Source organism: Psychrobacter nivimaris, from assembly GCF_904846365.1.
GTDB classification, from domain to species: domain Bacteria; phylum Pseudomonadota; class Gammaproteobacteria; order Pseudomonadales; family Moraxellaceae; genus Psychrobacter; species Psychrobacter nivimaris_B.
This window is the reverse complement of sequence record NZ_CAJHAL010000017.1, coordinates 16,008-29,955: the sequence shown is the minus strand read 5'-3', so window position 1 is coordinate 29,955 and position 13,948 is coordinate 16,008. Positions and strand designations below refer to the sequence as shown.

General features: G+C 43.4%; 15 protein-coding genes. 8 read left to right on the top strand and 7 right to left on the bottom strand.

Features of this window, described 5'->3' with window-relative positions:
* Positions 1-62 precede the first annotated feature (62 nt).
* The 3 genes from pheS to rpmI form a co-directional block, all read right to left on the bottom strand.
* The gene (pheS, locus tag JMX63_RS08335) at positions 63-1,118 is read right to left on the bottom strand and encodes a phenylalanine--tRNA ligase subunit alpha (protein ID WP_201571995.1); all 1,056 of its coding nucleotides are present in this window, start codon (positions 1,116-1,118) and stop codon (positions 63-65) included.
* A 357-nt stretch (positions 1,119-1,475) separates the two neighbouring features.
* Positions 1,476-1,832 (bottom strand): 50S ribosomal protein L20, encoded by a 357-nt coding sequence (rplT, locus tag JMX63_RS08330; RefSeq protein ID WP_025651520.1) that lies wholly within the window; start codon positions 1,830-1,832, stop codon positions 1,476-1,478.
* Between the two features lie 124 nt (positions 1,833-1,956).
* On the bottom strand, positions 1,957-2,154 hold the full coding sequence (rpmI, locus tag JMX63_RS08325; protein ID WP_025651519.1) for a 50S ribosomal protein L35: 198 nt from the start codon (positions 2,152-2,154) through the stop codon (positions 1,957-1,959).
* Positions 2,155-2,590: 436 nt separating this feature from the next.
* Here rpmI and JMX63_RS08320 point away from each other — a divergent pair, with 436 nt between their 5' ends.
* The 7 genes from JMX63_RS08320 to JMX63_RS08290 all read left to right on the top strand — a co-directional run bounded on the left by JMX63_RS08320 (position 2,591) and on the right by JMX63_RS08290 (position 8,946).
* On the top strand, positions 2,591-3,034 hold the full coding sequence (locus JMX63_RS08320; protein WP_102093896.1) for an acyl-CoA thioesterase: 444 nt from the start codon (positions 2,591-2,593) through the stop codon (positions 3,032-3,034).
* Between the two features lie 195 nt (positions 3,035-3,229).
* Positions 3,230-4,066: a bifunctional phosphoribosyl-AMP cyclohydrolase/phosphoribosyl-ATP diphosphatase HisIE gene (hisIE, locus tag JMX63_RS08315; RefSeq protein WP_201571993.1), complete on the top strand. Its 837-nt coding sequence runs from the start codon at positions 3,230-3,232 to the stop codon at positions 4,064-4,066.
* A 205-nt stretch (positions 4,067-4,271) separates the two neighbouring features.
* Complete coding sequence (gene tatA, locus JMX63_RS08310; protein ID WP_201571991.1) at positions 4,272-4,511, top strand: Sec-independent protein translocase subunit TatA; 240 nt, start codon at positions 4,272-4,274, stop codon at positions 4,509-4,511.
* Between the two features lie 26 nt (positions 4,512-4,537).
* Positions 4,538-5,233: a Sec-independent protein translocase protein TatB gene (gene tatB / locus JMX63_RS08305; RefSeq protein ID WP_201571989.1), complete on the top strand. Its 696-nt coding sequence runs from the start codon at positions 4,538-4,540 to the stop codon at positions 5,231-5,233.
* Positions 5,233-6,120, top strand: a complete 888-nt coding sequence (tatC, locus tag JMX63_RS08300) for a twin-arginine translocase subunit TatC (protein WP_201571987.1) — start codon at positions 5,233-5,235, stop codon at positions 6,118-6,120. The genes tatB and tatC overlap by 1 nt, the downstream gene beginning before the upstream one ends.
* A gap of 216 nt (positions 6,121-6,336) precedes the next feature.
* Positions 6,337-7,836 (top strand): UvrD-helicase domain-containing protein, encoded by a 1,500-nt coding sequence (locus JMX63_RS08295; RefSeq protein WP_057761950.1) that lies wholly within the window; start codon positions 6,337-6,339, stop codon positions 7,834-7,836.
* 75 nt (positions 7,837-7,911) lie between these two features.
* Entirely contained in the window at positions 7,912-8,946 is a 1,035-nt protein-coding gene (locus JMX63_RS08290; protein WP_201571985.1) for a tRNA dihydrouridine synthase, read from the top strand.
* A gap of 216 nt (positions 8,947-9,162) precedes the next feature.
* On the opposite strand, the gene JMX63_RS08285 is transcribed toward JMX63_RS08290, so the two are convergent.
* Together JMX63_RS08285 and JMX63_RS08280 are read right to left on the bottom strand one after the other, a co-directional pair.
* Positions 9,163-9,591 (bottom strand): MAPEG family protein, encoded by a 429-nt coding sequence (locus JMX63_RS08285; RefSeq protein ID WP_406947838.1) that lies wholly within the window; start codon positions 9,589-9,591, stop codon positions 9,163-9,165.
* Positions 9,592-9,602: 11 nt separating this feature from the next.
* A complete protein-coding gene (locus tag JMX63_RS08280) occupies positions 9,603-10,016 on the bottom strand; it encodes an OsmC family protein (RefSeq protein ID WP_102093887.1) in 414 nt (137 codons plus the stop codon).
* A gap of 475 nt (positions 10,017-10,491) precedes the next feature.
* Between JMX63_RS08280 and JMX63_RS08275 the strand changes: the two genes are divergently transcribed.
* Positions 10,492-11,010, top strand: coding sequence for an RNA pyrophosphohydrolase (locus JMX63_RS08275; protein WP_057761956.1), 519 nt, complete (start codon positions 10,492-10,494; stop codon positions 11,008-11,010).
* A 97-nt stretch (positions 11,011-11,107) separates the two neighbouring features.
* On the opposite strand, the gene JMX63_RS08270 is transcribed toward JMX63_RS08275, so the two are convergent.
* Both JMX63_RS08270 and JMX63_RS08265 read right to left on the bottom strand, forming a co-directional pair.
* Complete coding sequence (locus JMX63_RS08270) at positions 11,108-11,941, bottom strand: NRDE family protein (RefSeq protein ID WP_201571983.1); 834 nt, start codon at positions 11,939-11,941, stop codon at positions 11,108-11,110.
* A gap of 108 nt (positions 11,942-12,049) precedes the next feature.
* Positions 12,050-13,702, bottom strand: a complete 1,653-nt coding sequence (locus JMX63_RS08265) for a DUF4139 domain-containing protein (RefSeq protein ID WP_201571981.1) — start codon at positions 13,700-13,702, stop codon at positions 12,050-12,052.
* Between the last annotated feature and the right edge of the window lie 246 nt (positions 13,703-13,948).

Sequence of the window (13,948 nt, the reverse complement as noted above, 5' to 3'; positions counted from 1 at the left end):
TTTCACTCGCCTTCCTTGGATCTAAATTATCTTGAACTAACTATATAGGTATAAGGAAAACTCTAGCCAAATTGCTTTAAGAAGCGCACGTCATTTTGGAAAAATAAGCGCAAGTCATCAATACCGTAATACAACATTGCAAAGCGCTCGATACCCATACCAAAAGCAAAGCCTGTGTATTTGTCGCTATCGATACCGCAGTTGGTTAGCACTTGTGGATGTACCATACCGCAGCCCATCACTTCAAGCCATTTGCCATTATCATCTAAGATATCCACTTCTGCTGAAGGCTCAGTGAATGGGAAAAACGACGGACGGAAACGTACGGTCAGCTCTTTGGCAAAAAATGCTTCTAGAAACTCACTAATCAAACCTTTTAGCTCAGCAAAAGTGCTCGACTCGGTGACCATAAGGCCTTCTAGCTGATGGAACATTGGCGAGTGGGTTTGGTCTGAGTCATTACGATAAACACGGCCTGGGCAAATGATGCGAATCGGCGGCTCATTTTTTTCCATGGTACGAATCTGAACAGGACTAGTGTGCGTACGCAGTAGATAATGCGCATCGAAATAAAAGGTGTCATGCATCGCGCGCGCAGGATGGTGCGACGGGATATTTAACGCTTCAAAATTATAGTAGTCGCTCTCGACTTCGGGGCCAGTTGCGACATTGAAACCTGCTTGAATAAAATACTGCTGCATACGCTGAGTAATCATAGTTACTGGATGCAGATGACCCTTTTGGCCACCACGAGCAGGCAAAGTGATATCAATGCTTTCGCTTTCTAGCTTGGCATTGAGCGCTGCAACTTCTAGTTGCTGCTGTTGGTCTGTCAGTGCTTGCTGAATGCGGCTACGTACTTGATGCAACCAGCCGCCATAAGTTTTTTTATCATCAGCATCGAGCTTGCCCATCTGCTTTGACCAGCCCGTTAACGGACTCTTTTTACCAGTCAATTGCACACGAAAATCTTGCAGTGTACGCGCATCAGTTACTTGTAGGATTAGAGCTTCAGCAGCATTTGCAAATTCGGTAAGCTGAGCTTCGTTAAGCTCATTAAGCTCTGTAGACAAGGTCGGTAGCGCCGACAAATCGGTGGTAGCAGCAGGGGTAGTCATAAGACGCATTCTTCCTGATTTAAACGGACTATTAGTAATAGTGATTTATAATTGTAGAGATTTGACCAAATATTGCAAACCATTTACCCATTCATTGTAAATTAAAGACGTGTTACAGAAATGGCTTGAATATTTAGACAATGAAAAGTGCAACTTCCCTAAAAGCGTTTTGCATCATAACGGTAATAAAACCGACCGTAAAATAATTTAATATAAAAAAAGCCACCGACCAGCGGTAGCTTTTATTAATATCGACCTGTTAATCAATATTAGTCCTATCCATTTAGATAATCCCTTATGAGTAAGTAACTATAGATAATCACTTAACAAGCGGCATGCCTAAAGGACAGTTAATATTTATGCTAGGGCTGCTTTTGCTTTTTCGACCAAGGCTGTGAAAGTTGCTGCATCATGCATAGCGATGTCAGCAAGTACGCGACGATCAACAGTGATGTTAGCCAATTTCATGCCATTGATAAAGCGGCTGTAGCTTAAACCGTTTAAGCGTGCACCAGCATTGATACGTGCAATCCAAAGACGACGGAAAGTACGTTTTTTGTTGCGACGGTCACGATAAGCATATTGACCAGCTTTGGTCACTGCTTGTACCGCTACGCGGTAAACACGTGAACGGGCACCGTAGTAGCCTTTTGCGCGCTTTAAGATTTTTTTGTGACGGCGATTTGCCTGTACACCACGTTTTACACGGGCCATAAATTACTCCAAGATATTGTTAAGCGATTAACGATGTTATGAAATGAATGTTAGTAAATAACAGACATCGTTGTCAGATTGCAAAGTCACATATTTTTAATTAAAAATAGATGACGATAGTCGACTAGAGGTATGGGCACATGCGACGAACTGCTGCTTCGTCAGATTTGTCCACCATCTTTAGACCGCGCAACTGGCGAATACGCTTAGCTGATTTCTTGGTCAAGATATGGCTTTTGAAGGCTTGCTTACGCTTAAAGCCATTCGCTGTTTTTTTGAAGCGTTTAGCTGCACCGCTTCTGGTTTTCATCTTATTTTTCATGATGATTTGCCTCTTTGTCTTTAATAGAACCTGGTCGTCAAATAGTCAATAACGAATAGTGGCTTTAAAAACAACCACTAAACCTCTATTTGCCTCGAGGTGGGAGGCGCTATTTTAGCAGATAGTGCGCTGTTTTGCCAAGGAAAGTTTTGGCGAGGTTTTAGTAGTCAATATAGACAAGTAATCAGCATCAAATAAGCGATAGCAGCTCTCTTAAAAGCCTTAATAAAACGGCTGATTTTTATCCAAATAGATTGAATGTCAGCCTAAGCTGTGCTTAAGTAGAGACTGAGCTATATTTTCATATAAACACTATTAAAACCACCTTATTCACTATGAATGTTTACGCTGTAATGTATAGCTACAACGATAACAGTGCTACTAACCTACAGCATGATAAATAGAATAATCTTTGGCCATCACTCTAGGAGACAGTGTGTCAAAACAAGAGTTAGTATTCGACGACGACTTGTTTGTTTTTGAGACAGTGATGCGTGTACGTCATACGGAAGCCGACGCAGGACAGCACATGACGGTCGAATCTCTGACAGCGCTATTGTCCGAAGCACGGTTAAGGTTTCTATACGCTAAAGGTGTCAAAGAAATCAACGCAGATCATCAAGGCTTGATTATTGATAAATTGCAGCTAGATATTGTAAGCCGTATCCGCGTACGAGAAGAGCTATTATTTGAAGTTGGTGTTGAGCCAATATATGATAATGGCGGTAATATAATCCTAAAGGTCACGCGGATGCACACGGGCGAGATAGTAGCAAAAGCACGCCAGCATTTTAGAGGTTACGACTTTAACCTCAATAAAGTGACTAAGCTTGATAATACGATTAAAGAAGCGTTGTATCCGCATTTATTTAGACTGTAGAATCGCTTATTATCAATAGTATGCTGTTCATTTAGATTTAGCATAATTGCACTCTATAGCGCATTTAGCTGACATCATATTGCTAGCTGTCAGCATATTGCAGAGCATTTCAGATAATCTCCCCGCTTTAATCATAAGTAGTATAATTGCTTATCACTCTTTTTCACTTTCTACCTATAAGACGACAAATACATTATGACTTTACCTGCTTGGCTGACTGCCGTAACTTTTAATGATGATGGTTTGATTCCTGCAATTGCTCAAGATCATCAGACAGGTCGTATTTTGATGATGGCGTGGATGAATGCAGAAGCATTGCAGCTAACCGCGCAAACCCAAACAGCGGTTTATTTTTCACGCTCACGTGCCAAGTTGTGGCATAAAGGTGAGTCATCAGGTCATACGCAAACTGTGCATGATATTCGTCTAGACTGTGATGCAGATGTGATTGTGCTTAGTGTCACTCAGGCTGGCGGCATTGCTTGCCATACGGGACGTGAATCTTGCTTTTATCAGCGGTTGGATTTATCAGGTCAAACGCCTGAATGGCAAACTGTCGATAAAGTATTGAAAGACCCTGCGGATATTTATCATTCTCATGACTCTACTAGCGAAACTCTTGAAATTGAAAACACTGGTTCGAATACTGACTCTGATACTATCCAAGCACAAGTCGATAAAGCCTCTGTATTGCAGCAGCTCGATAGCGTATTAGCAGAGCGCAAACAAGCCGATGCCAACAGCTCTTATGTGGCCAGTCTGTATGCCAAAGGATTAAATAAGATATTAGAGAAAGTCGGTGAAGAGAGTACAGAAAGTATCATCGCTGCCAAAGATTTTGCTAACTGTGATGAGATTGCAGACAAAGCAAGCTACGATGAAGCGCGTCATGAGCTGATCTATGAAGTCGCAGATGTCTGGTTCCATACCTTGGTTGGACTGGCATGGTTTGATATAGAGTCGGATGCTGTGTTAAATGAGCTAGGCAGACGTTTTGGGTTATCAGGTATCGAGGAGAAAGCCGCTAGATAAGCCTAAATAAAAAATAAACGTCTATTTTATTTGATTATTGTTGCTTTCACCTATTTGTAATAAGTGCAGGTTATAATATAGCTCTGTTTTATCTCGCATTATATGTCGATGCTTTTTGTTTGCTAGTTGGACCTTTTTGCAAACTCAAAGCAGGCATATAAAGACTGAAAACTAAGTCGCAAAACCAGGTCACAAGGATACCGTTATGGGTAGTTTTTCTATTACACATTGGCTGATACTATTGGTCGTTGTCGTTGTCGTGTTTGGCACCTCAAAACTCAGAAATGCTGGTAAAGATTTGGGCGGTGCTGTCAAAGGCTTTAAAGAAGCTGTCAAAGATGAAAATACAGAGCATGCCAAAAAACACGCGGTTCTTGACCACGATGCAACGGCACACACTGAAGAGCGCTCAACCAGCAAGGTTGATGATAAGCATAACGTATAGCATCTAAACAGTGACATCGGACCATTATGTTTGATATCGGGTTTTCTGAACTACTTCTCTTTGGCGTTATCGCCCTAATCGTACTGGGCCCAGAAAAACTGCCACAGGCAGCGCGCACGGCTGGGCAATGGTATGCCAAAATTCGCCGTACAGTCTCAACATTGCAGTCTGAAATAGAGGCTGAGCTTGACTTGGCTGAGACGCGTCAGCAAATGCAAAAAGAACTCGCCAAAATTCGCCAGACCGAAGCTGAAATGAGGCGTGAGATGGCTGAGATGCGCGGAAATATGAAAGCTTTTGAAAGCTCACATAGTCCTGCTTCGATAGCTTCTGAAGCATCTACGAATGCTGAAAACAGCAAGGATGACGAAGCTTATGAAAATAACCGCACACAAAAGCAGCAATCAGCCACGCCAAAAGCCTTCGACTATGCTTATGCCACTGACGAGCAGCCAGACACAATAGAAAATAGTCAATTATCGAAAGGCGGTCACAGCGGTGACGTTGTAGATGATACAACTGTGAGTGATAATGCCAAGGCAGCGCCAGTTGTTCAGACCATCACTACCCGTCCATGGGAAAACATGTGGTTTCGACTGGGCGCTTATGACAAAGCACGTCGGCTCCCAATGCCGCCATATGTGCCAAACTATAAAGCGGATGCCCTACTCAACAGTCCTGCCAACATGCAGACTTCTGACCATAAGCAGGAGACTGATTGATGTCATTATTCAAGCGCAAAAAAAGTCGTCAAGAGAAAATCGCTGTTTCTGCCGTTACTGACCCAAATGTCATCGATCAAGATACTGAAACAAAAACTAGTACCACTCAAGATAAAAAATCAGAGGATGTTTTAAGCCCTTTGGCTGATATGCCTATTACCGAGCATTTGATTGAGCTGCGTCGGCATTTGATCAAAATATGTGTGGCAGTACTGATAATATTTTTAGGTTTGGTCGGCTATTCGCGCGAGCTATACAACTTTTTATCTGACCCACTGGTTGCGCAGTTACCCGCCAACTCGACCATGATTGCCACCGATATCACGTCAAACTTTATGGCACCGATACGTTTGACCGTATTTGTAGCCGCGTTTTTGGCGATGCCCTACATTCTTTATCAAATTTGGTCATTTGTAGCACCCGGCCTGTATAAAAAAGAAAAGAAAATTGCTATTCCAGTGCTGCTATCTTCTATATTTCTGTTTTACGCTGGTGTGGCTTTTTCCTATTTCATTGTGCTCAAAGGGGTCTTAAAATTCTTTATCATGTTTGCCCCGCAAAACGTACTACCAATGACAGATATCGACAGCTATCTCAGTTTTGCCTTAAAACTATTTATGGTATTCGGCTTAACGTTTGAGATTCCAGTCGTTACTTTGCTATTGATATTGGCAGGTATTGTCTCCATTCAGAGCTTAGAAGAAAAACGTCGTTATATCATTGTGGGCTGTTTTGCTGTGGCTGCTGTTGTCACGCCGCCAGATGGCGTATCGATGCTCATGCTAGCGATTCCGATGTGGTTGTTGTTTGAGCTTGGTTTGTTTTTGGCAAAGATTTTAATCAAAGAAGAGCCCAGTCTTACTCTCGTATCGACAGACAAAGAATAAAACACTTACCAGTCTAATCTAGACTAAAATAAAGTTATTGATTACATATAGCTATGCGTTAAACTACCATTACACCGTTTTATTCTTGCCTCATTAGTAAGCTGATTGCTTATTATCACGTTTTAGCATCACCATCATCTATAAGCCATTGTTTACCCAGTGGCTTTTTTTGCCCCTTTTGTTTTTAATCAATTTTTGTATTTAGGTAGCTTTATTATGTCCGCATCTATGCCAGCTTATATGAGCGATCCCACTGACGAGCAGCTGAGCGCGCTGAATATGGCGATGGATCACAAGTCGTTTAAAGTGGTCGCTTATGCGGGCGCCGGTAAGACAACGACGCTCAAGCTAATCGGTGAGCGCTTACGTGGCCGCGGACTGTATCTAGCCTTTAACAAAGCGATCGCCAATGATGCTCGTTCAAAGTTTCCGCCGCATGTAGAGTGTCGTACTTTTCACTCATTAGCTTATCGTCATGTTGCTCGTGATATTACCGCCAAGCTATCTCTGCCGCGCTTTTCACCTAAACGCCTTGGTGATGATTTGGGACTACAGCCTGTACAAGTGCGTCGACAAATGGATGGGGTTAATAAATACATTACGCTGACACCCGCACGATTGTCTCGATTCGTCAGCGATGCAGTAAGTAATTTTTGCAGCACACATGCCAGCTACCCTGCGCCAAGGCACATCCTGTTCCCAAGCTGGCTCGATGACTCAGATGCAGAGCAGCTACGCGAGATGCTCTACCCTGCTGTTGAGCAGCGCTGGTTACAGTCGATTGATGCGCGTCACCCTGCTGGTATTGGCCATGATATTTATCTCAAGCTCTGGGCGTTGTCTAAACCTAGTATTCCAGCGGACTTTATCTTATTTGATGAAGCACAGGATGCCGACCCATTGATGATGGGTATCTTGACGCAGCAGTCGAGACAAGTCATCTATGTGGGCGATGCGCATCAGCAGATTTATGAATGGCGCGGCGCGGTCAATGCCATGAAAAAGTTGCCATTGCCGCAGACATTATTGACGCAATCTTTTCGCTTTGGTGAGCCGATTGCAGAAGTGGCCAATACCCTATTAAAAGCACTACAAGAGGATGTACCGCTAAAAGGCAATCCGAATAAACAATCTTCTACCGACAAGGGCATGGTACATAGTAAAAAAGATGCTATTTTGTGCCGTACCAATGCTGCTGCCATGTCACAACTATTGACAGGATTAAAGCACGGGCATCGTGTGGCGCTACAAGCGGATACCGACCGTATGCTCAAATTCTGTCAGGCAGCCGAAAACTTAAAAAATGGTAAATCGGCTTACGGTGTACCTGAGCTGGCGTATTTTTATAACTGGGGTGATGTGCAAGAGTATGCCGAAACCAACGAGGGTAGCGACCTCAAAACACTGGTCAAACTGGTCGATGACCATGGTACTAATGTACTAAGCCAAGCGGTCAATAGTCTGACCAGTATTGAAAATGCTGACTATGTCATCTCTACCGCTCATAAAGCCAAAGGGCTCGAATGGGGAAAAGTACAGTTAGATGATGATTTTTACTACGATGTGACCACCAACGCGGTCAAGATTAGTCCAGAAGAGTTGCGCCTACTCTATGTCGCCTGTACTCGTGCGCAAAGCAATTTGGATATTCATAATATTAAAGACTTGATATCAGGATTGCAGACGGGCAAAAAAGTGATTTTTGGTAATACCTAATTACCCTACACCTCTGTCAGACTCAAGTTTTATTCAATCTCTCTTATAACTACCCTTTAGCAGTGAATCACCAGCATGAATAATAGCCAGCAACTTCAAACGCGTCAAAATACTATTAATCAGTTATTTGCAGCTCCCGTGCGTTTGCTCGCACCTATGGAGGGCTTGACCGATCCATTAATGCGCCAAATCTTAACCCAAATTGCGTCTGACTTGGGTCGTCCTTATGATTGGTCAGTCAGTGAGTTTATTCGCATCACTCAGCACGTCTTGCCTGCGCATGTGTTTTATAAATATGTGCCTGAGCTACATCATGATGCCAAAACAGCCTCTGGTACGCCCATTCATATACAGATTTTGGGTAGCGAAGCGCAGCTGATGGCAGAAAACGCCACTTATGCTTGCGAGCTTGGTGCACCTGCGATTGATATCAATTTTGGCTGTCCTGCAAAAACGGTCAACAGCCATCGTGGTGGTTCTGTATTGTTAGATGAACCTGAAACAATGTATCAGATTATCAGTGCCGTACGTCAAGCCGTTCCCGCTCACATACCAGTATCAGCTAAGATTCGCTTGGGCTATACCGATACCAGTCGCATGGATGATATTCGCGGCGCAATTAACGATAGCGGCGCCGACTGGCTGACCATTCATGCACGCACTAAAACCCAAGGCTATAAGCCGCCTGCCTATTGGGACAAAATCCAGAGCTTTAATGCGCTCGATATTCCAGTCATTGCTAATGGAGAAATTTGGAACTTTGAGCATGCGCAAAATTGTATGACGCAAGCAGGTACACCGCATTTAATGTTAGGTCGCGGCGCAGTAACACGTCCTGATTTAGTGGCACAGGTTGATAATGATACTGAAAAAAGTACTGACAGCGTAGAGAATACGGCTACGTTGTCATGGCAAGATTTGATTGCCCATCAGATTAAGTTCTTGGAAGGTGAGGCAAAGAACGATGTGGTTTTGGTCGGTCGTTATAAGCAATGGTTAGGGATGCTTACCAAAGGCTATGTTGAGGCGCAAACAGTGTGGGAAGGTATTAAACGAGAAAAAAATAAAGCGGTGATTATTAGCGCCCTACAAGCAAGCGTACGAGATTAATCACCTGCTTGTATTTGAGCATTTTGGCGGTTACGGGTATTTTTACTAGGGTGGTCCTCATTTCAAAAATGGAGATAAAAATGAGATAAATTGCCGTCAAACGAGAAAAATAGCGTAGATAATATCGAGATACTAGCAAGCGATTTGACGCTGTTTGGCAAAATTGAGCCATTTTTAATCCGTTTAGATAGCTGTCGTTTGAATTGAGGACATGCCCTAGACGCTGACTCGTATCGCTAAATAAAATAGCATTAGACAACATGCCATTGATAGTACCCAGAGGATAGAGCGGAACATTGCCAAATTAGTAATATACGCCACACAAAAACCAATTCGTATCATCACATACAGCCAAGCCAATACGTTGATAATCGACTGCGGTACAAAGAACAGCATAGCTACCAATACTGCTGCCAAAAACACTGGCAAGGTTTCATAACTGTTTTGTTGTGCTGCATTAGCACGTGCTGCCATGCCTGTCGCATTTTGAAAAAATTCGCGAGGATGTGCATTATTTCTGATTCTAAAGCCACCAGATACTTTCGCAACGATTGACACCGCCCATGGCAATAGACTTGCTACCACCATGGCTAAAATGGCAGACGCCACTTTATCAGTTACCAACTCAAAGAATGCACTTATCATTATATAAGTCCCTAGCCTGCAACCACTTCGAAATCATGGGTGATATTGACCCCACCTGCTACTAACATACGGCTGGCAGAACAGTATTTTTCTGCTGATAACTGGATGGCTTTTTCGACTTGTTTTTCTTTGACATCTTGACCAGTGACAACGAAATGCATATGAATATCAGTATAGACCGCTGGTACAGTTTCAGCGCGCTGGGCGGTTAGCTCACAACGTACATCCGTCACTGCTTGGCGTGATTTTTGTAAAATCTCTACGACATCATAACTGGCGCAACCACCTAGTCCTAGCAAAATCAGCTCCATTGGGCTTGAGCCTTTTTCTTTATCAGCATCGATTTGTACATTATGTCCTGATGGTGACACACCCATAAAGGCTTTATTCTCTTGCCATATGACGCTTGCTTTTGATTCTGACATTGCAGATGTTCCTTATTTTAAATGGCGTATTGCCTATTATTATTGTGTAGATGATATATTGCCCAGCTAGTGTAGCATAAGCCAAAGCAAGATTTTATAGGCTCATTGTTTTGCTGCTAGCTCACCAGTGAAACCTGTGCTTTTATCACTTTATACATATCGAAATAGTGGACTTCGATAGTTTACTGAATAATTGTATATCTATACGCCTATTACTACTCTTCAACACTTGCCTAAAAGTGCCGTATAAAAACCTACAAAAGTCTGCTCATAAATAGTTGATTTTAAAAGGTAAAACTCGTGAAACATTTTATAGCAAAATACTGTTACACATTTTGCTTGTTTCTTGGTTTAATAACGGTAATGAATCTTGTTTTGAGCGGATATCGATAACAATCACCTTATAATAATTACGATTGCTGTCACGGTTTCAAGTCAAAACAAGCTATTTTTAAACAAATTAAAAGGTTTAGTCATGATAGATGCAGACGGCTTTCGCGCCAACGTCGGCATCATCTTGGCAAATACACAAGGGCAGGTTCTGTGGGCAAAACGTATTGGTCACAACGCTTGGCAATTTCCGCAGGGTGGTATCGACCGCGGGGAGACGCCGATGGATGCAATGTATCGCGAGCTCTGGGAAGAGGTCGGCTTGCATCCGCGTCACGTAGACTTATTGGCAGTCACGCAAGACTGGTTGCGCTATCGTTTGCCAAAACGTTATGTACGTCATGGTCAGCATCCCTTATGTATTGGGCAAAAACAAAAATGGTTTTTGCTACGCTTAGATGAGCCAAATACTCAACATATTCGCTTTGATGAAGGGAAACCTGAATTTGACCATTGGCAATGGGTCAGCTACTGGTATCCACTCGGACAAGTGATTCACTTTAAACGAGGCGTTTATCGTCGTGCCTTACAAGAATTGGTACGCGAACTTCCGCTAAAGCAAGAGCTGATCATTCCTGAGCAAAATAATCACTTGCTGATGTAATGAGTCACTTAATAGTACGATGCAAAACACCCACGATAGTAGCTAGAATGTTAGCAATTACCGTGGGTGTTTTTTTATAATCTACTAACAGTCATTGTTAGTGACTATGATTATGATTGTCAAACTCTCGGCTAATAATATTCGCCGTATAGTTTGCTCCCGTATCTCTCTCTGTGCGTAACGTTAAGATGCTTTGAGTGCGGGTACCATAAGTAGGTTTACTAGTTTCAGTGTCGCCAAAAGCGACAGGTTCAATATAAACAGACGATAACATCTGCTCTACTTCAAATGCCACGCCAGTCATAGGCAGTTTGTCTTCTGGTGCTTTGATACTATCTGACAAAACGTTAAAAGCCGCCTCTTGCCAATACGCAGGCGAGCTATCCTCTGCAATCAATGGCAGCACCTCTTGACGTAGTCGCCCGCGCAACCGCTCTGTCTTAAACCAACTGTCCTCTGGTTGACCATTAGAGATAACATGTAGACCTGCATATAATGGCGTAGGTGCATGACCACGATTATTGACGATCACAGCTTGCGCAGCATCGCCAATGATCAGATTAAAACCCGCATAATTCTGCAAATCAATCTGCCGTGCAAAATCCATTGGACTTAGAGTTCCTATCAAGAATTCGGTGACCAGCGCGCCCCGCGAGCGCTCATCACTGCTTGCTTGCACCCCATCACGAAAGTTCAACACCGCAGCCCAGCGCCTATTCTGTTCATAATACTCTGCACTCTGCGCTGGTGACGCGTTCTGATGAATGCCTAACCACGTGCCACCGCTTTGTTTATCACGACCAGCATAAATAGGTTGGTCAGACCACTGGTGGAGCGGCTCAGTTGGGCGCTGCAAAAACTCATCACGATTAGACAGTAGTACCAGCGGTAACTCATCAAATAATTGCCAAGCAATAGCGACAATACACATAGCTTTCCTTTTATAATAATTTTCGTTATGCGAGTAATTCTTAATAGAGGCAAAGATATTATTTCAGACTTTACCTATTAATAAGGTAGCACTTACAGGCAGTACTTATTAATTGCCAGTTAGCAATTTATTGGCAGGATAACTAATTTGGGAAGTTGAACGTATTACCTTTGATTGCTTACTTGGTAAGTTAAATTCCCACGCCACCATACCTTGATTGTCATTCCAATCTCGCTCAGTCACAGGCGGCGTATGCGTCACCGCAACCTTTAAACTATCGTCACGACTGATAGGTTCACTGCCCAGTACTTGTAAGCGTACGCTACGATTGTGCTGATTGGTAAACTGATAGGCTTTGGTGGTCGTCAGTGTTTGGGTACGGTTTAGCACGCCTTTCTCACCTTGCTTATCTTCATTGGTCAGCTCTTTTACGAGCATATTTGAGTCACGACCAAATCCAATCCCCTGCTCTTTTAGCACTTGATAATTATAACGCGACTGACCTACATAGTTGTCATCACGGTACAACTGTAGCGAACCGTCGACCCAATCCGGCGTCAAAAACGGCGCTGACGCATACCAGTAGGCAGCAGTCTCAACACTTGGCGTACTGCGAATCCAGAGCTTACTATTACCTGCCTGCTCCCCAATCACTGTTCGTACGCGTCTCCCGTCACTCGGAATACTGACCAACTGCGGTAAACGATACTCGATGATGCCATTCTTGTTTTGGCTACTGACCGTAAAATTAGGTAGCGGTGCCATAGCTGCCCCTGCTCCTTTATTATAAGCAGGCTCTTCCATCATAACAGGGGACGCATCCATCATAGGTAGTTCACGTCTTACTCGAGCATCTTCGCTCTCTTCATACAATGATAGACGTTGTACATACGGCAGTTGCCCCGTCGTCCTTTGATTGGGATTAACGGTGCTGAGTGTCAGTGGTACATTTGTCCAGTTCTCGCCAGTTTGCTGAGCAATAATCGCAGAAGCTATGATACTTAACTGCTCACTATTTGTGTTTAGACGAGCTTGATACGCAGGCTCCCAACCTGCACCTTGCACTTGATAATGCAACTTAATACTACTCGGCGAGCGACTTGCCGTACGTACACTCACCTGTGTCACCTTGTTAAAGGTCGATGTCGCGCTGCCTGCCATCAGTTGATTCAGTGCGTCTTGGGCACGAGCTTGTCGCTGTTGAATCTCTAAAATTCTTTGGTTAATACTGGACGCTTGAGTTTCTATATCGCGGGCATTATTGGCAATCGTACTGTCTGTATTGACTTGCGTGGCTTTGGTCAAGTTCTGCAAGTAGGCCTTTGCTAACCGTGCTGCTTCTAATTCAGCATTGATATTGGCTAGGGTATTTTGCTGCGTCTGTACCTTGGTATCACCTTGATACTGGCATTGGGCTGCCTGCTCACCTGTCAGCTCTTCGATACTGACTTCCCCAACGCTAACATTACTCGTCGCTTGTACACTTAGACTTTCTTTATCCATATAAGGTGACAGGCACGAAAACACCACCGTTTGCTCACCGCTACCTGTTATTGGTAATGCGCGCGTCACGCTCGCTAGCCCCTGATAAATGGTCACTTGCTCGATGCTACTGGTTGCTGCTTGCGCCGAAGACAACCCCAAGATGGCACTGCTACCAAGTACAAATGGCAGGATAGCAAATCTAGTCATTTGATTAAGCGGCGGCAATACGTTGCCATGCCCTGTTGAGACAGACGAATCCGTTAATTGTGCGTTCATACATCATTCCTTAGCAGTAAAATCCATCATGGCAGCCACGCATTGGCTCAACGCGCAAAATAGTAACTATCTTAGAGATATTACCGTAGCCGTTTTGCAGGTCTTTGGCAATAAATGCTTTTGGCAGACTGCACTTTTAGCAATAAGCACTTTTAACGATAAATCTCTTCATATGATAGCTATTCAATTTTTAAAATTTGTTTTTTAATACTGCACCATTTTTTTGTTCATCTCCCCTTTATGGTG